At 39.8% G+C, this 20,225-nt stretch carries 16 protein-coding genes; 7 read left to right on the top strand and 9 right to left on the bottom strand.

Features of this window, described 5'->3' with window-relative positions; translation table 11 throughout:
- Positions 1-70: 70 nt before the first annotated feature.
- Both OK344_RS04510 and OK344_RS04505 read left to right on the top strand, forming a co-directional pair.
- Entirely contained in the window at positions 71-877 is an 807-nt protein-coding gene (locus OK344_RS04510; protein ID WP_265143666.1) for a M48 family metallopeptidase, read from the top strand.
- A 74-nt stretch (positions 878-951) separates the two neighbouring features.
- The gene (locus OK344_RS04505) at positions 952-1,272 is read left to right on the top strand and encodes a hypothetical protein (RefSeq protein ID WP_265143665.1); all 321 of its coding nucleotides are present in this window, start codon (positions 952-954) and stop codon (positions 1,270-1,272) included.
- Positions 1,273-1,304: 32 nt separating this feature from the next.
- On the opposite strand, the gene OK344_RS04500 is transcribed toward OK344_RS04505, so the two are convergent.
- From OK344_RS04500 to lon, 8 genes are all read right to left on the bottom strand, one after another.
- Positions 1,305-1,928 carry an outer membrane beta-barrel protein gene (locus tag OK344_RS04500; protein WP_265143664.1) on the bottom strand — a complete coding sequence of 208 codons (624 nt, stop codon included), beginning with the start codon at positions 1,926-1,928 and terminating at the stop codon, positions 1,305-1,307.
- Entirely contained in the window at positions 1,915-2,724 is an 810-nt protein-coding gene (locus OK344_RS04495) for an ABC transporter ATP-binding protein (protein ID WP_088468246.1), read from the bottom strand. The genes OK344_RS04500 and OK344_RS04495 overlap by 14 nt, the downstream gene beginning before the upstream one ends.
- On the bottom strand, positions 2,724-3,476 hold the full coding sequence (locus OK344_RS04490) for an MlaE family ABC transporter permease (RefSeq protein ID WP_265143663.1): 753 nt from the start codon (positions 3,474-3,476) through the stop codon (positions 2,724-2,726). Before OK344_RS04490 ends, OK344_RS04495 begins: the two co-directional genes overlap by 1 nt.
- 36 nt (positions 3,477-3,512) lie before the next feature.
- A complete protein-coding gene (locus tag OK344_RS04485; RefSeq protein WP_265143662.1) occupies positions 3,513-4,865 on the bottom strand; it encodes an exopolysaccharide biosynthesis polyprenyl glycosylphosphotransferase in 1,353 nt (450 codons plus the stop codon).
- Between the two features lie 36 nt (positions 4,866-4,901).
- Positions 4,902-5,534 carry a 7-carboxy-7-deazaguanine synthase QueE gene (locus OK344_RS04480; RefSeq protein ID WP_265143661.1) on the bottom strand — a complete coding sequence of 211 codons (633 nt, stop codon included), beginning with the start codon at positions 5,532-5,534 and terminating at the stop codon, positions 4,902-4,904.
- Positions 5,527-6,411, bottom strand: a complete 885-nt coding sequence (locus OK344_RS04475; protein ID WP_265143660.1) for a bifunctional 5,10-methylenetetrahydrofolate dehydrogenase/5,10-methenyltetrahydrofolate cyclohydrolase — start codon at positions 6,409-6,411, stop codon at positions 5,527-5,529. The genes OK344_RS04480 and OK344_RS04475 overlap by 8 nt, the downstream gene beginning before the upstream one ends.
- 24 nt (positions 6,412-6,435) lie before the next feature.
- Complete coding sequence (pgi, locus tag OK344_RS04470) at positions 6,436-8,076, bottom strand: glucose-6-phosphate isomerase (protein ID WP_265143659.1); 1,641 nt, start codon at positions 8,074-8,076, stop codon at positions 6,436-6,438.
- 130 nt (positions 8,077-8,206) lie between these two features.
- The gene (gene lon / locus OK344_RS04465; RefSeq protein ID WP_265144102.1) at positions 8,207-10,612 is read right to left on the bottom strand and encodes an endopeptidase La; all 2,406 of its coding nucleotides are present in this window, start codon (positions 10,610-10,612) and stop codon (positions 8,207-8,209) included.
- 236 nt (positions 10,613-10,848) lie between these two features.
- Here lon and OK344_RS04460 point away from each other — a divergent pair, with 236 nt between their 5' ends.
- The 5 genes from OK344_RS04460 to OK344_RS04440 all read left to right on the top strand — a co-directional run bounded on the left by OK344_RS04460 (position 10,849) and on the right by OK344_RS04440 (position 16,855).
- A complete protein-coding gene (locus OK344_RS04460; protein ID WP_265143658.1) occupies positions 10,849-12,999 on the top strand; it encodes a peptidylprolyl isomerase in 2,151 nt (716 codons plus the stop codon).
- 121 nt (positions 13,000-13,120) lie between these two features.
- A complete protein-coding gene (locus OK344_RS04455) occupies positions 13,121-14,077 on the top strand; it encodes an MlaD family protein (RefSeq protein WP_265143657.1) in 957 nt (318 codons plus the stop codon).
- Positions 14,078-14,091: 14 nt separating this feature from the next.
- Positions 14,092-15,420 carry a 4Fe-4S dicluster domain-containing protein gene (locus OK344_RS04450; protein ID WP_265143656.1) on the top strand — a complete coding sequence of 443 codons (1,329 nt, stop codon included), beginning with the start codon at positions 14,092-14,094 and terminating at the stop codon, positions 15,418-15,420.
- Between the two features lie 81 nt (positions 15,421-15,501).
- Positions 15,502-16,287 carry a (Fe-S)-binding protein gene (locus OK344_RS04445; protein WP_265143655.1) on the top strand — a complete coding sequence of 262 codons (786 nt, stop codon included), beginning with the start codon at positions 15,502-15,504 and terminating at the stop codon, positions 16,285-16,287.
- A 76-nt stretch (positions 16,288-16,363) separates the two neighbouring features.
- Entirely contained in the window at positions 16,364-16,855 is a 492-nt protein-coding gene (locus tag OK344_RS04440) for a hypothetical protein (protein ID WP_265143654.1), read from the top strand.
- Positions 16,856-16,924: 69 nt separating this feature from the next.
- Here OK344_RS04440 and OK344_RS04435 read toward each other — a convergent pair whose 3' ends face one another.
- Positions 16,925-19,201 (bottom strand): aconitate hydratase, encoded by a 2,277-nt coding sequence (locus tag OK344_RS04435; protein WP_265143653.1) that lies wholly within the window; start codon positions 19,199-19,201, stop codon positions 16,925-16,927.
- Positions 19,202-20,225: the final 1,024 nt, after the last annotated feature.

The raw sequence follows: 20,225 nt of genomic DNA, 5'->3' as shown, positions 1-20,225 counted from the left end.
AACTGTAAAGTTGAAAAAAAATTGTGGAATAAAAATTGTTAATAGGAATTTATATCGAAATATTAAAGCTATGAAAAATGTAAATAAGTTTTTAGGAATTGGCGCTTTATCATTAATGATGATGGCGTGTACAACAAATCCGATTACAGGGAGAAAATCCCTTCAGTTAGCCAACGATCAGGAAATTAGCGCGATGGCAGTGCAGCAGTACCGAGAAGTTATTTCTAAAGCGAAAGTTGTTAAAGGTACAACTGCGGCAAAAAGTGTTCAGAATGTGGGCTTACGCATAAAAAATGCTGCGAACAACTATTACAGAGGGATTGGTAGAGAAGCTGACATTACAAATTACCAATGGGAATTTAATCTGATTGATGATAAGCAAGTGAATGCCTGGGCAATGCCGGGCGGTAAAGTGGCAGTGTATACAGGAATTATTCCAATCACTCAAAATGATACAGGTTTAGCTGTGGTTTTGGGTCACGAAATTTCTCACGCACTAGCCGGGCATGGTAACGAAAGAATATCACAGGCGATGGTTGCACAATATGGCGGTGCAATTTTAGGTAGTGCTACAAGTGGACAGATGGCTGCAATCTTCCAGCAGGTTTACCCAATCGGTGCACAGGTTGCGCTTTTGAAATACGGAAGAGGGCAGGAGCTTGAAGCCGATGAAATGGGATTATACTTAATGGCGATGGCAGGTTATGATCCAAGACAGGCACAGCCGTTCTGGGAAAGAATGGAAGCCTCTTCAACCGGAAACCGCCCGCCGGAATTTCTTTCAACACACCCAAGTCCGGAAAGCAGACGTGCAGATTTGCAAAAACATATGCCAAAAGCTTTGGAATATTATAAAGCATCCGGAGGAAAAATTTAAAATCTTACCAATATTTATAATGAAACCTTCCCTAAAAATTATTAATTTTGGGAAGGTTTGTTAATTTTATGACTATGAAAAATTTACACTTTATTGGGTTTTTACTCCTCGGTCTGGCATTTCTGCTGTATTATATGCTCCCCGAATTTTCATTCGTGAAGCTGTTTGAGCCGATCAGTTTGATGGGAATTCTTGCAGGAATCGGAATCGGTCTCATCATCGGTGGGATTGTTGGATATGTAAGCAAAGGTTCTGCGCTTAAGGAAGAACAAAAAAGAAAAGAACTTCAGCAGCTGCGGAGAGAAAAAGAAGATCTTGAGAAACAGGCTGCAGAACTGGCAAGACAACAGGCTAAACAGAATATACCACCAAATGAAAATCCTCAGAATTATTGATTCTGAGGATTTTTAATTTTGAAATTTTAAGCTTAGAACTGATATCCTAGTCCGAGGATTAACATGCTTGGTCGGCTGTCGTAGCGGATGGTCTGATTGGTGTTATTATTAATGAAATCTCTCTGGTCATCTGTAAACGCACCCTCGTATCTTCCGTTAATAATAAATTTCTGCAACTGAACCTGAGCTCCGAATTGGTAACCTACCGTAAATTCATTCTTTGCATTTTCTTTAAAATCATTAAACTGATTGTCTGTAGAAAGATTGTAAGATGCTACAGGACCAGCAAATACACCGAACGTATCCCCAAGTACATTATACCCTAAAAGTACAGGTACATCAACACGGTTGCTTTTAACCTCAAGCGTAGTTTTAGATATAGGTTCGGTAAATTCAGATTTTAAAGTTGTGTAATAGATTTCCGGCATTAAAAAAAGTGAGAGTGGCAAATTCACTTTAGCTGAAAGACCAAAGTTAAAGCCTGCATTGTTTTTACCGGATTCATTATAAGCGCCGGTTGTAGTGTTGCTGATGTTTTCCCACGTTGGTTTATCAGTCTTAAAAAGTAAATTAGCGCGCCCCGATAATTTTACCTGCGCAGAGGCGAATACAGTAGCTCCCAATAGAGCGATACTAAGAATTTTATTCGTTTTCATTAGATTTTGTTACAATATTATCGATTGATGTTTTGTTGGTTTCAAGGAAGTACTCGCGCAGCTCCTTGAATAATTCTGAGGAATAAACGAAGTCGATCAGGTTTTTATTGCCTGCATTAATCAGGATGTCTTTGTTTCCTTCCCACTCTTTAATTCCCAAACGTAGGTATACAATTTTCTCGCCAATCGTCATCACCGAGTTCATATCGTGGCTGTTGATGATGGTTGTGGTATTGTATTCCTTGGTAATCTCCATCAGAAGATCATCGATAATATTGGAGGTATAAGGATCGAGTCCCGAATTCGGCTCATCGCAAAACAGATATTTAGGGTTGTTTACAATTGCACGTGCAATAGCAACCCTTTTCTGCATACCTCCTGAAATTTCAGACGGATATTTTCTGTTAGCCTTTTCGAGGTGAACTCTTCCTATTACTTCAAAAACTCTTCTTTTCTTTTCTCGGAATGACAGATTGGTGAACATATCCAGCGGAAATGTTATATTTTCTTCTACCGTCATCGAATCAAACAGCGCGCTTCCCTGAAATACCGTTCCGATTTCTGAACGGAGAATTTGTTTTTCGTCGCGGGACATTTTATTGATGTCTCTGCCATCAAATAGAATTTCTCCCGATGTAGGCTGAAAAACATTGAGTAAACTCTTGAGAAATACAGTTTTTCCAGAGCCACTCTGCCCAATGATGAGGTTTACTTTCCCGGTATCGAATGTTGTGGTGATGCCTTTTAAAACTTCAACCTCCTCGAATTTCTTCTTTAAATCTTTTACTTCAATCATCAGCTGAGGAACATTTGGGTTAAAATTAAATTGGTAATAATGATGGAAACAATGGTCCATACAACAGCCTGTGTACTTGCGCGGCCTACCTCAAGTGAACCACCTTTTACATTATACCCAAAAAATGCCGGTATCGTTGCAATTAAAAATGCAAATACCGCAGTTTTGAAGAGTGCATACCAAATAAAATGCTGTGGCATGTACATTTGTATTCCGGTAATATAATCGGCTTTACTCCAGTTTCCGGTGGCAATTCCTGCCAAATATCCTCCCCAAACTCCAAATACGATACTGATTGCGATCAGCAAAGGATTGAAAATAACGCTCGCCAGAATCTTAGGTAAAATAAGAAAGTTTGGTGAATTTACGCCCATAATGTCTAACGCGTCAATTTGCTCTGTAACTCTCATGGTACCAATGCTTGAGGCAATGTAAGAACCTACTTTTCCTGCAAGAATTACAGAAATAATGGTGGGTGCAAATTCTAAGATCAAAACTACTTTTGTTGCATATCCAATGAATGAATTGGGAATAGGGAAGGTGGAAGCGCTAAAGTTATTGTACATCTGTATTGCGACTACAGCTCCCACAAAAATAGAGGTGAAAAGAACCAAACCAAAGGAATTAACCCCTAGATCGTGAATTTCCCTCATGAACAATTTCCCGAAAACCGAGGTTTTCTGTGGTCTTTTTATTGTTTTGGACAGCAGGAGAAAGTAGGCTCCGATCTGGCTCAAAAATTTCTTTAACATTCGGCTAAATTAGTGTTTTATTTTTTTCTATATTTTTTAATTGGCATTTTTATCGCCGCAAATAACCAGAAAAACTGTTTTTAAAATGATTACAAGATCTAAGCTGAAACTCCAGTTTTTAACATAAAAAGCGTCGGCCAGAATTCTTTTCTGCATTTTTATATCCATATTTCCACTGTCACCACGCAAACCATTCACTTGCGCAAGACCGGTAACACCAGGCTTAACCAAACTCCGTACCGAATAGCGACCGATTTTAAGTTTGTAAAAATCATCTACCAACAACATGTGGGGTCTTGGCCCTACTACCGACATTTCTCCTTTCAGCACGTTGATGAACTGCGGCATCTCATCTAAACTTGTTTTGCGCAGAAACCTGCCAATCCGGGTTACTCTTTTATCTGTTGGGAGCGAATCTGCATTCATATACATCGTTCGGAATTTTATACACCGAAAAACATGGTCATGGAAGCCATATCTTTTTTGGAGAAAAAATACAGGTCCTTTGCTGTCCCTTTTGATCAAGATTGCAATAACAGGAAAGAGCCAGCTACAGATAAAAATGAGGATAATAACCGAAAATATAATATCGAAGACCCTCTTGAGCAGGATATTGGTAAGATAATCCAGGGGGAATTTAGAGCGCTCCAGCACCGGCTGCATTTCAATGTATCCAAGGTCATACTGGAAGAAATTGTTCTTTACAATGCTGGGAATGAGCGATATTTTTACTTTGTGCAGTGCTGCCAGTCTGTAGATTTCCTGTTCGTCATTTTTTTCGAAACCATTTGAAGGCATATACATCGTGTGGATGCCTTTTTCTTTCCAAAAAGAAATGAGTTTATCCAAATCAAACTGCTCTTCTTCAGGATAATCGAAGATTTTAAAACCGTAATCCTTTCTATCTGTTAAAATATTCTTCAGAATTTCTGATGAGGAATCATTGCTCAGAAACATAATATTTCTGTAATTGATTCCCAATGTCCGAATATACTTCAGCGTGAAAAAAACTATGGATTTAATGAAGAAGAGAAGGAAAAAGAGGTTGATGGCGATGAGAAACCGATCCTGTTTCAGAAAATCATTATTGCTTACTTTTGCCAATAAAATTACCCCAAATATAAAAAGGAAAATATGCGTAACCAGCCGTTCTAGATAAATGGTGTAGGTAAGATTTCGGGCGACAGAATAGAGTTTGGTTCTCCCGCTGAGCAAAATCCAAAATAGCGTAAGAAGAATAATGGACAGCAGATTCTGCTCCCAAATGTCTTTTTCGTAGCGTGCATCGTTATTCCTGATGAAAAAGAACAAAAATACACCGGTAATAACCAACACGTCTAGGAGTATAAATGTAATTTTAAAATATCGAGAATATCGAATTTTTTGCATGAAACCGAATTATATAAAAAGTAAATTTAACTTAATTTACGGAATATTCAAATATTTATGCGTCTGCACGGATGCCTGCCATTTTGGATTTAAAAGAATATAGTCTGTTATTTTTGGGTACATTTCATTTCTCTTGCTCCACTCACTCTGCAGATAAAGTTTGCAGTTTTCTGAAACTTTTGCAGCCTGTTCTTCAGCAAATTGAAAATCACTGTGGTTAAAAACAATCATTTTCAGTTCGCTGGCTTTCGCGTAGATTTCTTCTTTTGGCAGACCGGTTTTTTTAGGAGAAAGGGTGATCCAGTCAAGTATTCCGCTCATTTCATAGGCGCCGGAAGTTTCGATATGAATTTCGCAGCCCAGTTCTTTCAGGCGGGTGGTTAAAACCTCCAGATTCCACATCAGCGGTTCGCCACCTGTTAGTACAATCGTTTTGCAATGGCTTGCAGCAATTTCGGCAATCTGTAAAGCATCCATCACGGGATGAAGGTTGGGGTCCCAACTTTCTTTTACATCGCACCAATGGCAACCTACATCGCAGCCACCAAGACGGATGAAATATGCGGCTTTTCCGGTGTGTGCACCTTCGCCCTGCAAAGTATAAAAATGCTCCATCACCGGGAGCATTTTACCTTGGTTCAATAAAATATTTTCTTCTTCTTTAGTCATTATATACTGAAGTTTTGTAAGCTAAAAGGGTATTTTTCATCAGCATCGCTCTGGTCATAGGTCCCACACCACCAGGTACAGGCGTAATCCAGCTTGCTTTTGTTTTACAACTTTCGAAATCTACGTCACCTACCAGTTCGTAACCTTTTTCAGAGTCGTTTGTAATTCTTGTAATTCCCACATCAATAATTACGGCTCCTTTTTTAATCATATCGGCTTTCAGGAAATTGGGATCTCCCAGGGCGGTAATTACAATATCCGCGTGGTGGGTGAATTTCTCGATGTGAGGGGTGTAGGAATGGGTTAAAGTCACTGTAGAATTCCCAGGGAAATGTTTTCTTCCCATCAAAATACTCATTGGTTTGCCCACAATGCGGCTTCTTCCGATAATTACACAGTGCTTCCCTTCGGTTTCAATTCCGTAACGTTCCAGCAAGGTAAGGATTCCGAAAGGCGTTGCAGGCAGGAAAGTGTCCATTTCCAAAGCCATTTTTCCGAAATTTTCCGGATGGAAGCCATCAACATCTTTTCTCGGATCAATAGCCATGATGATTTTTTCCTGGTCAATCTGTTTCGGCAAAGGCAACTGTACAATAAATCCGTCAACATCTTTCGACTTATTAAGTTCCTCGATTTTTTCTAAAAGTTCTGCTTCCGAAACCGTGCTCGGGAATTTAACCAAAGAGGATTTAAAGCCTACCTCCCTGCAGTCTTTGATTTTGTTGTTTACGTAGGTCATACTTGCGCCATTGCTGCCTACCAAAATTGCGACCAAGTGTGGTGCACGTCTTTTTCCTGCAACAATTTTTTCAACATCAGATCTAATTTCCTGCTTGATTTCTTTCGAAACCTTCAGTCCATCGAGAATTTTTGCCATTTTACTTTTACTTTAGATTATGATTTATTTCTTCGCTTTATAGTAATTCATCAAACCGTTGGTAGAGGAATCATGGGAGTTTACCGGCTCCTGACTTTTGAGTTCTGACAAAATTTTTCCAGCCAGCACTTTACCGAGTTCCACACCAAACTGGTCGAAACTGAAGATGTTCCAAATCACCCCTTGAACGAATATTTTATGTTCGTAAAGTGCAATTAACTGCCCGAGAGAGAACGGGGTAAGTTCATTAAAAATGAATGAATTGGTAGGCGAATCTCCGGCAAACACCTTGTAATTTAATAGTTTTTCAATCTCCTCGTCAGATTTTCCTGATGCTTTTAATTCTGCGTGTACCTCCTCTGCGTTTTTTCCGAAAGCCAAAGCTTCTGTTTGTGCAAAAAAGTTGGCCAATAATTTATCCTGATGGTCGGAAACTTCATTGCATGATTTCGCATAAGCCAGGAAATCAGCAGGAATCAATTCCGTGCCTTGGTGAATCAGCTGATAGAACGCGTGCTGACCGTTGGTTCCCGGTTCTCCCCAAATAATTGGGCCTGTTTCGTATTCTACATATTCGCCGTTTCTGTCGACCGATTTTCCGTTACTTTCCATATCTCCCTGTTGAAGATAGGCCGGGAAACGATCCAAATACTGGGAATACGGAAGAATGGCATAAGTTCCGGCGCCGTAAAAATTACGATACCAGATTCCTAAAAGTGCCATGAGGACAGGAATGTTTGCCTTAAAATCTGCGGTTTTAAAATGTGTGTCGGTTTCGTTTGCGCCTTTCAGTAACTGTTCGAAATTATCATAACCTACAGCAAGACAAATACTTAATCCGATAGCGCTCCAAAGTGAATAACGGCCACCAACCCAGTCCCAGAATTCAAAAATATTTTCTTCTGCGATGCCGAATTCTTTTACCGATTTGGTGTTTGTAGAAAGTGCCACGAAATGTTTTGCCACATCTTCGTTAGCACCTTTTTTCAGGAACCAGTCTTTTGCTGATTCAGCATTAGTCATGGTTTCCTGGGTGGTGAATGTTTTCGACGCAACAATAAAAAGTGTAGTTTCGGGATTTAGATTTTTAAGGGTTTCTGCAATGTGATTTCCGTCAACATTGGAAACAAAATGAACATTTAAACGCGTTTTAAAATGTTTCAATGCCGAGCAAACCATTACGGGACCCAAATCTGAACCTCCGATACCTATATTTACTACATCTGTAATTTCTTTGCCTGAAAAGCCTTTGTGTTCCCCGGAAATTACTTTCGCGGAAAAGGATTTCATCTGGTCGAGAACTTTTTTAATTCCTGGCTTTATGTTTTCGCCATCCACTAAAATTTCCTCTTCTGAAAAGTCCCGCAATGCGGTATGAAGCACAGCTCGTCCTTCGGTTTCATTTATTTTTTCGCCCGAAAACATGGCTGAAATCGCTTCTTTCAAATGAGTTTCTTCAGCTAATCTAATCAGTAAATTAAAAGTTTCTTGATCGATTAAGTTTTTAGAAAAATCAAAAAGATAACCGTCTCTTTTTACTGAAAATTCTGCGAAACGGTTGGGATTCTCTTTAAAGAGTGAACGTAAATCAAAATCATTTTGTGCAAAATGCATTTCGAGATCCTGCCAGGACTGTGTGTGTTCGGGATTTATCTTTGGTAACATTTTCAGAAGGTTTTAAGTAAGGAGTTATGCTCCATTGGTTAAGACGCTGCAAATTTACAGAAAAATAAAACCTCCGAAAAATTCCGGAGGTTTAAGTTTTTATAAAAATCGAAACGATGTATTCTGAAAATTATTTTTCAATTGCCAGGTCGATTACTTCGCTCATTCGGCTCACATAACTGATTTTTAATGTCTTCAAATAATCCTTCTTGATTTCTTCCACATCTTTTCTGTTAGCTTCACAAAGAATAATGTGGGTGATTCCTGCGCGAGCTGCGGCCAGAAGTTTTTCTTTAATTCCGCCTACAGGAAGCACTTTTCCGCGCAAGGTTATTTCGCCGGTCATGGCGAGATGAGGTTTCACTTTTTTATTCTTGAAGCTCGACACAATGGACGTAAGCATTGCAATTCCGGCGGAAGGCCCATCTTTAGGCGTTGCGCCTTCCGGAACGTGAACGTGAATGTTGTTCTTCTGAATATCTTCTGAAGAAATGCCCATTTCATCATGTTTTGCCTTAATATATTCTAAAGCGATCGTTGCAGATTCTTTCATCACCGTTCCGAGATTCCCGGTCATGCTGAGGTTTCCTTTCCCTTCGCTTAGAATACTTTCGATAAAAAGAATGTCGCCACCAACCTGCGTCCAGGCTAAACCTGTTACAACACCAGGAACTCCAGTAATTTCAGAAAGGCTTTTAGGTCTTGGAACTCCCAGAATTTCATCCACTTTTTCAATTGAAATCTTGGGATCATATTCCTTCTCCATCGCGGTCTGCAACGCTACCCATCTGGCAATGGCCGCAATTTTTTTCTCGAGACTACGAACTCCGCTTTCAGAAGTGTGGGCATCGATGATGTGTTTGAGTTCGGGATTTCCGAGTTTGAATGATTTAGCGGTCAGTCCGTTTTCGTCCTGCTGTTTTTTAATTAAGTGTCGTTTTGCAATCTCTACTTTTTCTTCCAAAGTGTAGCCGGCGATTTCGATGATTTCCATCCGGTCCAAAAGCGGACGCTGAACGGTAGACAAAGAGTTTGCGGTTGCGATAAACATTACTTTCGAAAGATCATAACCCATCTCCAAAAAGTTATCGTAAAAAGCACTGTTCTGTTCCGGATCAAGAACTTCCAGCAACGCTGAACTTGGATCGCCATGAATTCCCTGACCGATTTTGTCTATTTCATCTAAAACAATAACCGGATTAGAGGTTCCTGCCTTTTTGATTGACTGAAGAATTCTTCCTGCCATTGCTCCGATATAGGTTTTTCGGTGGCCACGGATTTCAGATTCATCATGAAGTCCGCCTAAGGAAACGCGAACATATTTTCTGCCAAGAGAATCGGCTACCGACTTGCCAAGCGATGTTTTACCCACGCCCGGAGGGCCTACCAGACACAAAATCGGAGATTTCATGTTGTTTTTTAGTTTCAGAACTGCCATGTGTTCCAGAATTCTTTTCTTGATATCTTCTAACCCGAAATGTGCTTTATCTAAAACTTTTTGCGCTTTGGTGATGTCGAAAATGTCTTTAGAATAGTTTTCCCAAGGCAGATCTGTGAAGAAATCGAGATAATTTCTCTGCACGTTATAATCCGGTGAATTTGGATTTTGGCGCTGCAGTCGGTTGATTTCTTTCTGGAAATGACTTTCAACCTCGTCATTCCATTTTATTTTTTTTGATTTCAGAAGAAGCTCTTCCACATCCGACTCGGGGCCGCCACCCAATTCTTCCTGGATCGCACGGATCTGTTGGTTCAGGAAGTATTCGCGCTGGCTTTTATCGAGTTCGCGGTTTGTTTTAAGATGGATTTGGTTCCGAAGTTCAAGTTTTCTGAATTCATCATGCATCAGTTCATAACATTTCTGGGCACGGATCATTAAACTTTTTTCCTCCAGCAGTTTCTGTTTCTGCGCCGACGTGAAATTGGCGTTCGTGCAAATGAAATTGAGTAAATCTTCGTTATCATTCATGTTTTTGATCGCGAAATTTGCAGCCGATGGAATGTTTGGATCCAGTTCAACAATTTTCAGGGCCAAATCTTTAATGTTTTCTAATAACGCAGCGTATTCTTCTGTTTTCTTAGAAGTAACATCTTTCAGTTTGATAATTTCTGCTTTGAAATAGGGCTGGCTTTGCGTGAAATTTTTAACCGTAAACCTTTGAAAACCTCTGGTGATGGCGGTAATGTTGCCTTCCGGAAGTTTTATGATTTTAATGATTTTCGCAAGGGTGCCGGTTTTGTAAAGATCATTTTCCGTAGGATTTTCGATGCTGGAATTGTTCTGGCTGATGATTCCGATAAATTCGTTGTTTTTCTGTGCCTCTTCCAACAATTTTATCGACATTTCGCGTCCGGCGGTAATAGGAATTACCACTTTTGGAAACATCACCATATTTCTTACCGGCAAAATCGGGAAAACCGTTTGTTCGTTATTTGTAGGTTCGTTCATGAGATCGGAAAGATTAATTTCTTCTGCTACGATACTGAAGCCGTCGTTTATAATTTCATCAAAATTAAGATCATCAAATTCTGCCATAATATTTATGCGTGACAAATTGTCATTTTATTGTAGGGTTATTGAACTGTTGTTAAAGATTTTCCTTTAAAACAGCCTTAAATAAATAGGTAGCCTTAATTTCACAAGCATTATGCCAACGCTATATTTAGACAGAATTTCCATCTTTATGAAAAAATAAGTTTAAAATGTTTAAAATTTTTCTTAATCTCTTAAAAATGTGTATTTTCGCAAACTGATAAAATTATACAAAAAAGATGGCAGTTTTAGGAGAGATTAGAAACAGACCTTGGCTTTTAATGGGGATTATCGCAGTTGCGATGTTAGCTTTCGTTGTAAATCCTGACAGTTTGGAGCAATTATTCGGTGCAAAACCGGGTGTTTACGGAAAAGTAAATGGTGATGAAATTACAAAAGAAGATTTCGATGATCAGCTTTTCATACTTCAGCAGCAGGCACAGCAGCAAGGGCAGCCTACAAAAGGTCTGGAGGAACAGGCTTGGCAAATGGTAGTACAGTCGAAACTGATTAAGCAGCAATTCGAAAAAATGGGACTTACCTTAACCGATGACATGTTCTATAACCAATTGCAGTTTGATCCTATGTTTGCGCAGAATCCAGAAAATTTTGATGCAAAGGGAAATTTCAAAGTGCAGGAAATTAAAAAACAGATCGAAGAACTTCGTAACAGCGGAAACGTAGAAATGTACAACAACTGGTTGAAAACAAAAAAAGCCATCGAATACAGAATGATGGCCCGACAGCTTTTCGCCAACGTTTCAACAGGGATTACCGTAAGCAAAAAAGAGGCTGAGGAAATGATGAAGCAGAGAGACCAGGTTGCTGACATCGATTTTGTGAAAGTTGATTATGCAACATACGCTCAGAAAAATCCTGTGAAAGTTACAACAAAAGATTTAGAAGATTATATCAAGAAACATCCGATTCTGTTTAAAAGAGATGCCAGCAGAAATATTGGATTGGTTTATTTCCCAGCGGCAGCAAGCCCTCAGGACGAAGCTGTAACCCAGGCCGAAATCAATAAACTGTTCTCGAAAGGAACGGATATGAGTGACGGAAAAGAAAATTTCCAGAACACTACAAACGATTCAATGTTTGTTTCACTTAATTCCGACCTACCTTATAACCCAACTTACTTTTCAGCGGAACAGCTGCCGGCTGCCATTAAAGATAAAGTTGCAGGTGCGGCAGTAGGAACAACTTTTGGTCCTTACAAAGAGCAGAACTTTTATGTTGTATCTAAACTTTTAGATAAAAAACCTTCAGACTCTACACTGTCCAGACATATTCTTGTTTCTTATAAAGGAAATCAGGCTGGTGCAAATGAGACTAGAACAAAAGAAGAAGCGAAAAAATTAGCAGATTCCATCGGTGCTGTTTTGAAAGCAACACCTGCTAAATTTGCAGAATTCCTGAAATATTCTTCTGATCCGGGATCTGCGGGACAGGGTGGAAGCGTAGGCTGGACAACTCCTGCAACGCCATTCGTTCCGGAATATTTAAGTTTCCTTGCGAATAATGGAAAAGGAGCCACTGGAGTTGTGGAAACACAGTTTGGTTATCATATCATCAATATCGAGGACAAGAAATCCGGTGCGATGACTTATAAAGTTGCCAACCTCGTAAAAGCAATAAAACCTTCAGACAAAACTGAAAGCGAGGTTTACACTAAAGCAACACGATTTATTCAGCAGATTCAGGGTAAAACATTTAATGATTTTGCCAATGTAGCGAAGAAAAACAATTACCAGTTCTTCAATCCTAAAGAAGTTGGCCGTTTTCAGGGTCAGTTACCAGGATTGGGTACGGATAAAGACGAAGAAATTATCGCATGGGCATTTAATAAGAAACGTGAAAAAGGCGATGCTGATATCTTCACGGTTGATGGTACAGGAGACAGAATCGTAGCTTACCTTAATGGAATTCAGGATCCGGGAACTGCTGATCCGGAAGCAGTTCGTGATCAGATTGAACCAATTGTTAAAAACAGAATTTTAGCAAAACAGATCTCAGATAAAATTACCGCTGCCAAAGCAACAAGCTTAGATCAGATCGCTAAAATGTTCGGGTCTGCGAAGCAAACTGCACAGGTGAATATGTTGAGCCCTCAGATTGCCGGAGCTATGGAGCCTAAAGTAGCCGGTGCAGCATTTGGTGTTGCAAAGGGTAAAGTTTCAAATCCGGTAGAAGGAATGACGGGAGTTTATGTTTTAGTAAAAAAATCTGAAACACTTAACAAACAACCGGGAGACATCAAGCAGGTAACCCAGGCATTAGCCAGCCAGAACTCGCAGCAGTTCGGTCAGGCATTGCTGAAGAGCCTTCAGGACAATGCTAAAATCGAAGATTACAGGATTGAGGTTTATAACCAGGCTGCACAGCAATAAGTCGAAAAGTAATTTAATAATATCAAAGCGATCCTTATGGGTCGCTTTTTGCATTGCTGACCGGAGATTTAAAAATTTCGTTGAAAATGTATTATATTTGTCCATTAAAAATTAAGAAAAAGTGAAGTTCACAAAAGAAATAAAAGCAGGGTTAATCGCAATTTTAGCAATTGTAGGATTTATAATTCTGTTCCAATTCATGAAAGGCAAAAGCCTTTTCACAACCGACAATATTTTTTACGCAAAATTTGATAATGTAGAAGGTTTAGAGGCTTCTAATCCGGTGTCAATCAATGGATTAAAGGTGGGGCAAGTTGATCAGATCATTCCGATCACAGAACCCGACGGGAAGATTCATTTCGTAGTAAAAGTTACGGTAGACGATAATTTCGAGTTCTCCAAACGTTCTACTTTAGAGATTTTCGAACCTGGATTAATGTCAGGAAAAGAAATGCGGGTAAACCTCGCCTACGGAAGTCCTATGGCTAAGGACGGTGATACATTGAAGGGCGCTTTCAAGCTTTCGATGATGAATAATATCTCATCGCAGGTGGGGCCGGTGAAAGACCAGCTGCAAATCGTATTGAAAAGAGTTGACAGCTTGATGATGAATGCTAACGCAATGACCGATGCGCAGAATCAGCAGGCAATACGTGCACTGCTTTCGAGTCTTAACCGTACAGTAACTTCATTTGAATCTACCTCACAACAAACCAATGCGCTGCTTGCCAATAATGATCCGCGCATTCAAAAAATGCTCGATAATGCAAATCTTGCTACGGTAAGCGCAAAAACCACCATCGATAAATATGGACGGGTTGCCGATGAAGTTGATGTGCAGAAACTCAACAACACCATTGATAAATTAAGTTTAACGGCAGATAAACTCAACGGTATTATTTCCGGCATACAAAATGGTGAAGGATCGCTTGGTAAACTCACAAAAGATGAGCAACTTTACAATAATCTTAATGAATCGTCGGCGAACTTAAATAATCTTATCCTGGACCTGAAGGCCAATCCGAAAAGATATCTTAACTTCTCTGTATTCGGAAAGAACAGCACGCCTAAAGACTAAAAACCCCCTTCAATATGCAATATATTGACAATATTATTTTCATCATTGCCCTTATTGCGGGCTTTGGACTCTTCTTTAAAAGCTTAAAGGAAATTTACCGAAACATACAGCTCGGAAAGAAAATCGACCGCACCGATCATCCGGATCTACGCTGGAAAACAATGGCAAGAGTCGCTTTAGGGCAAAGCAAAATGGGCAAAAGACCAATTGCCGGGATTCTGCATATGTTCGTGTATGTAGGATTTGTAATTATCAATATTGAATTGATTGAGATTATTGTCGACGGTATTTTCGGGACTCACCGTTTCTTAGCCGGGATTCTTGGTGATTCTTTTTATGCAGCCTTTACAGCGACACTTGAAATTTTAGCACTTTTAGTCGTAATCGCAGTCGTAATATTCTTTATCAGAAGAAATTTCTACGGGGTGCGAAGACTAACCATGAAAGAACTTTTCGGCTGGCCAAAACAGGATGCCAACTGGATTCTGATTATTGAATTTGCTTTAATGATAGCGTTTTTCACCATGAATACCGCAGACTGGGTTCTTCAGCAGAGAGGTGTTCTGGCTGAACATGGCAGTTTCCCTGTTTCATCTGGGTTGATTGCACCTCTTTTCAGCAATTTAGGCGACAGCACTTTGGTCTTTCTTGAAAGAGGAGCCTGGTGGTTTCATTTTGTTGGAATTCTGTTCTTCATGAATTACCTTTATTATTCAAAGCATCTGCATATTATTCTCGCATTCCCGAACACTTGGTTTGCCAATCTGCAGCCGAAAGGGAAATTCAATAATTTAGATTCTGTTACCAAAGAGATAAAGCTGATGATGGATCCAAATGCAGATCCTTACGCCGCAGCACCCGATGCAGATCCTAATGCTGTTCCTGATAAATTTGGGGCGAATGATATCTTTGATCTTAATCAGGTTCAGTTACTCAATGCTTATTCATGTACTGAATGTGGCCGTTGTACTGCCGTTTGTCCTGCCAATCTTACAGGCAAGAAACTTTCGCCGCGTAAGATCATGATGGATACAAGAGACCGCATCGAAGAAGTGGCAAAAAACATCAACAAAAACGGCAAATTTGTCGACGACGGCAAGAAACTGCTCGATGATCATATCCAGAGAGAAGAACTTTGGGCGTGTACCACGTGTAACGCCTGCGTAGAAGCCTGTCCTGTATTGATTGACCCACTGTCGATTATTTTCGAAATGCGTAGATTTTTGGTCATGGAACAGTCTTCCGCGCCAAGCGAATTGAACGTTATGATGACCAATGTGGAGAACAACGCAGCTCCATGGGCTTATAATCAGGCCGATCGCTTAAACTGGGCAAAAGAATAATTAGATAAAATCAATTTCAAAATTTGGAAGTTATTTAATTACATTTTCAAATTTCAAATTCTCACATTTCATATTGAAAAAATGGATTTCACAATAAAAACAATGGCAGAATATGCTGCCGAAGGAAAGGCACCTGAAGTTTTATTTTTTGTTGGCTGCGCCGGAAGTTTCGACGACAGAGCGAAGAAAATCACCAAAGCGTTCTGTAAGATTCTGCACAAAGTAGGCGTTGAATTTGCAGTGCTGGGCCAGGAAGAAAGCTGCAACGGCGATCCTGCAAAACGTGCCGGAAACGAATTCATCTTCCAGATGATGGCCCTTACGAACATCGAAATCATGAATGCTTACGAAGTAAAAAAAATCGTAACGGCATGTCCACATTGTTTCAATATCATTAAAAACGAGTATCCTGGATTGGGCGGAAACTATGAAGTTATGCATCACACCCAGTTCCTCAGAAAACTGATGGAAGAAGGCCGTTTGAAGGTAGAAGGCGGAAGTTTTAAAGGAAAGAAAATCACTTTCCATGATCCTTGTTATCTTGGCAGAGCTAACGGCGAATACGAAGCACCGAGAATGCTTCTTGAGAAACTCGATGCGGAATTGGTAGAAATGAAGCGATGCAAATCCAATGGTTTATGTTGTGGAGCGGGAGGTGCACAGATGTTCAAAGAGCCTGAAAAAGGCGACAAAGACATCAATGTGGAGCGTACAGAAGAAGCGCTCTCTGAAACTCCGAATATCATCGCTACCGGATGCCCGTTCTGCAATACGATGATGACCGACGGGGTGAAACATTTCAATAAAAATGAAGAAGTTGCCGTTAAGGATATTGTGGAACTTTTAGCAGAAGCGGAGGATTTATAAAATGACAACAGATTTCAGGACTTTACTGTTCTTGTCTTGAATCTTATTAAGTCGAGTATTTAAACTCTTTTTAAAAATGAAAATAGAAGAATCTAATATTGTAGAAACCAGTGATTACAGAGTGATTATTTACCCTGCTTCGCGACCTTTTGCGCCTAAAGAAAGTAAAATAATTACTGAAAAATTATACGACTTTCTGGCCACCTGGGCAGCACACGGAAAACCACTTTCATCTTCATTCAAGATCGAGAAGAATCAGTTTATCGTGATTTGTGTTGATGAGGAGAAAGAAGCCGCTTCAGGATGTTCTATTGATGCTTTAGGACAGGCGATGAGAGAAATTGATGGTGAATTTCAGCTGGGTTTATTTGACAGAATGAAAGCCAGTTTCATAGAAAACGGCGAGCTTAAAACCATGAAGCTGCAGGACTTCCGGAAAGGTTTAAAGGAAGGCGAAATCTCCCATGATATTGAAGTTTTCGACTTTTCAAAGAATACATATGTTGCTTTTCTGAGCGATTTTCTTTTACCATTGAAAAAAAGCTGGGCAGGAATTTATGTAGATTAAAATCTTAAAAAATTGAAAAAAAAAACCGTTCAGTTAATTTGAACGGTTTTTTTATTTACAGATGAAGGATTATGCGTTGTTTCGCGCTTCCTCCGCGATTAGATTCAATGCAGAACCTGCTTTAAACCAGCCGATCTGTTGTTCATTATACGTGTGGTTTGCCAAAATAATATCCTTCGTTCCGTCGGAATGTACAAACTCCAGTTGAAGCGGACGGTTTGGTGCAAACTGATCCAAATCTAAGAAGTTTACGGTGTCATCTTCACGGATTTTGTCGTATTCTTCAGGATCCACAAATGTAAGACCTAGCATTCCCTGCTTTTTAAGATTCGTTTCGTGAATTCTCGCAAAAGATTTTACCAAAACTGCGCGAACGCCCAAATGTCTTGGTTCCATCGCTGCATGCTCTCTGGAAGAACCTTCACCATAGTTTTGGTCACCCACAACGATGGTAGGAACTCCGGCAGCTTTGTAAGCTCTTGCCACAGCAGGAACTTCGCCGTATTCTCCGGTCAGCGCGTTTTTAACTTTATTGGTTTCCATGTTATAAGCGTTCACTGCACCAATTAACATGTTGTTCGAGATATTATCCAAATGACCTCTGTATTTCAACCATGGACCTGCCATAGAAATGTGGTCGGTGGTACACTTTCCAAATGCTTTAATCAAGACTTTAGCTCCTGTAATATTTTGTCCGTCCCAAGGCTGGAAAGGCTCCAGCAACTGAAGTCTGTCGGAATCTGGGTTCACTACAACCTTTACCGAAGAACCGTCTTCTGAAGGCGCCTGATAACCGTTATCGTCTACTGCAAAACCTTTTGCAGGAAGTTCGAAGCCTTTAGGCTCATCAAGCTTAATCTGCTCGCCATTTTGGTTGGTTAAAGTATCGGTAATCGGGTTGAAATCCAGTCTACCTGAAATTGCTACCGCAGCTACCATTTCCGGTGACGCTACGAACGCGTGGGTATTTGGGTTACCATCGGCTCTTTTTGCAAAGTTTCTGTTGAAAGAGTGAATGATTGAGTTTTTCTCGCCTTTTTCAGCACCTTCACGATCCCACTGCCCGATACACGGTCCGCAGGCATTGGTAAAGATTCTTGCTGAATCAAACTTTCTAAATGAGTTAAGGAAACCATCTCTTTCTGCGGTGAATTTCACCTGTTCAGAACCTGGGTTAATCCCGAGAATCGCTTTTGGCTTCACTCCTTTAGCCACTGCGTCTTCAACAATTGAAGCGGCTCTTGATAAATCTTCGTAAGATGAGTTGGTGCATGAACCGATCAGTGCCCATTCCACATCAAGCGGCCAGCCGTTAGCTTCAGCTTTTGCTCGGAATTCTGAAACAGGAGTTGCCAAATCCGGTGTGAACGGTCCGTTTAAGTGTGGTGCCAATTCATCAAGATTAATTTCAATCACCTGATCGAAATACTGCTCAGGGTTTGCATAAACTTCAGCATCACCTGTCAAGTGTTCTGCAATAGCATCAGCAGCATCTACCACATCCTGTCTTCCGGTTGCAGCTAAATATCTTCTCATGGAATCATCGTACCCGAACGTTGAAGTCGTCGCGCCAATCTCGGCACCCATGTTACAGATGGTTCCTTTTCCTGTTGCAGAAAGGTTTTGTGCACCTTCCCCGAAATATTCAACGATGCAGCCTGTTCCACCTTTTACGGTTAAAATTCCAGCTACTTTCAGGATAACATCTTTTGCAGAAGTCCATCCGTTGAGTTTACCGGTTAATTTCACACCAATTAATTTAGGCATTTTCAGTTCCCAGGCCATCCCGGCCATTACATCTACTGCATCGGCACCACCAACACCAATTGCTACCATTCCTAATCCCCCTGCGTTTACAGTGTGCGAATCGGTACCGATCATCATTCCGCCTGGAAATGCGTAATTTTCAAGCACCACTTGGTGAATAATTCCTGCACCCGGTTTCCAGAAACCAATGCCGTATTTATCACAAACTGAACTTAAGAAATTGAAAACTTCTGAGTTTTTATTGATTCCTTCCTGCAAATCTGCTTCAGCACCCACTCTTGCCTGAATAAGGTGATCGGCATGCGCTGTCGATGGAACTGCAACTTTGGATTTCCCTGCCTGCATGAACTGTAAAAGTGCCATCTGCGCGGTAGCATCCTGCATCGCAACACGGTCCGGAGCGAAATCTACATAAGAATTCCCTCTTTCATAAGCCTGGGTTGCATTGCCTTCCCAAAGGTGTGTATAAAGGATTTTTTCAGAAAGTGTCAACGGTTTTCCCACGACTGCTCTTGCTGCAGCAACCTTTTCAGGATAACGCTCATACACTTTTTTGATCATGTCAATGTCGAAAGTCATATCTGTTTTTTTTTGTTAAAATTAAAGAAGCTCAAAAATACAAAATTTTAACCTTAAAACTGACGAATATCATTTAGATTAAATATAAATACTATGCTGAGAATCTATTTTCGGTGATTCTTAAAAAAAACTGAGGTGAAGTTTTAAAGCAATACTTCTCTTATATAAGTATGGGCAGCCTTTGCGGTTGTTTTTCAGGAAGAGTAATGACAGCAGAGCTTCCAGAACCACAATTTTAGTTATATTTGCCATATCCCTTCGGGTGTCTTAACCTCTTATTGAAAATCATTTGCTGAAGTTCAGTTTTCGTCTGCTCATCGTGGGGTTTCCTTCGCTCATGATTCTTAATGAAAAATTGTAAAGCCATTGTTGATCCAATAGTCTATTGGACCTGTGTGCAAGGAAACCACACTTAAACCTTAGCGTGACCTGACCCGAAATAACTATGCACAGTAATTAGTCTTTTGTGCATTTTCGATAAGATGCATATATTTGGGAGTTAGGTGTAATTCTAAAACAACGAAAATGCTAAGAAATGCAATTAATTTTACTTTAATCTTAGTTAGTATACTTCTAATAGGATTTTTAATTTCTTTTTTCTTTTTAGGAAGTCAACTAACTTATGAAAGGCAGTTGGAAGATCTACCAAATTATTTTATTCGAAGATTTTTAGCTGGAATTATATTGGGTCTGATTCTATCCGTGTTAATATTGCTAATTAATATTTTACTAAACAAAATTTTAAACGACAGTGGATTTAAATTATTTAAACTATTTCTTATATCATTTATATCGACATCAATTGCCTCGTTAATAGGAAGTATAATATTTTTTTACTAATTGACTGGAAAAAAATAGTGGGGTTGAAGTTTACATCGTTAAGATTTTCACAGGTTGTTCTTTTAATTATATTTATAAAAACATATAATCACCATCAAAAAACAATTTAATTTACTGCTAGCAGGTTCCGGCATTCTTATACTGGGAATTATTTACTTTTCCTACAGCCCGGCGAACAGTGGTT

This window comes from Kaistella yananensis (genome assembly GCF_026107505.2).
In the GTDB taxonomy this organism is placed as follows: Bacteria; Bacteroidota; Bacteroidia; order Flavobacteriales; family Weeksellaceae; genus Kaistella; species Kaistella yananensis.
The sequence above is the reverse complement of the archived record's forward strand: the minus strand, read 5'-3'. Positions and strand labels throughout refer to the sequence as shown.

Excerpts from the sequence above, each read along its gene's own strand:
- OK344_RS04440 (WP_265143654.1), top strand. The coding sequence starts at position 16,364 with ATGAAAATAGAAGAATCTAATATTGTAGAAACCAGTGATTACAGAGTG.
- OK344_RS04485 (WP_265143662.1), bottom strand. The coding sequence starts at position 4,865 with ATGCAAAAAATTCGATATTCTCGATATTTTAAAATTACATTTATACTC.
- OK344_RS04490 (WP_265143663.1), bottom strand. The coding sequence starts at position 3,476 with ATGTTAAAGAAATTTTTGAGCCAGATCGGAGCCTACTTTCTCCTGCTG.
- OK344_RS04480 (WP_265143661.1), bottom strand. The coding sequence starts at position 5,534 with ATGACTAAAGAAGAAGAAAATATTTTATTGAACCAAGGTAAAATGCTC.
- lon (WP_265144102.1), bottom strand. The coding sequence starts at position 10,612 with ATGGCAGAATTTGATGATCTTAATTTTGATGAAATTATAAACGACGGC.
- OK344_RS04505 (WP_265143665.1), top strand. The coding sequence starts at position 952 with ATGAAAAATTTACACTTTATTGGGTTTTTACTCCTCGGTCTGGCATTT.
- OK344_RS04510 (WP_265143666.1), top strand. The coding sequence starts at position 71 with ATGAAAAATGTAAATAAGTTTTTAGGAATTGGCGCTTTATCATTAATG.
- OK344_RS04435 (WP_265143653.1), bottom strand. The coding sequence starts at position 19,201 with ATGACTTTCGACATTGACATGATCAAAAAAGTGTATGAGCGTTATCCT.
- OK344_RS04450 (WP_265143656.1), top strand. The coding sequence starts at position 14,092 with ATGCAATATATTGACAATATTATTTTCATCATTGCCCTTATTGCGGGC.
- OK344_RS04445 (WP_265143655.1), top strand. The coding sequence starts at position 15,502 with ATGGATTTCACAATAAAAACAATGGCAGAATATGCTGCCGAAGGAAAG.
- pgi (WP_265143659.1), bottom strand. The coding sequence starts at position 8,076 with ATGTTACCAAAGATAAATCCCGAACACACACAGTCCTGGCAGGATCTC.
- OK344_RS04475 (WP_265143660.1), bottom strand. The coding sequence starts at position 6,411 with ATGGCAAAAATTCTCGATGGACTGAAGGTTTCGAAAGAAATCAAGCAG.
- OK344_RS04495 (WP_088468246.1), bottom strand. The coding sequence starts at position 2,724 with ATGATTGAAGTAAAAGATTTAAAGAAGAAATTCGAGGAGGTTGAAGTT.
- OK344_RS04460 (WP_265143658.1), top strand. The coding sequence starts at position 10,849 with ATGGCAGTTTTAGGAGAGATTAGAAACAGACCTTGGCTTTTAATGGGG.
- OK344_RS04500 (WP_265143664.1), bottom strand. The coding sequence starts at position 1,928 with ATGAAAACGAATAAAATTCTTAGTATCGCTCTATTGGGAGCTACTGTA.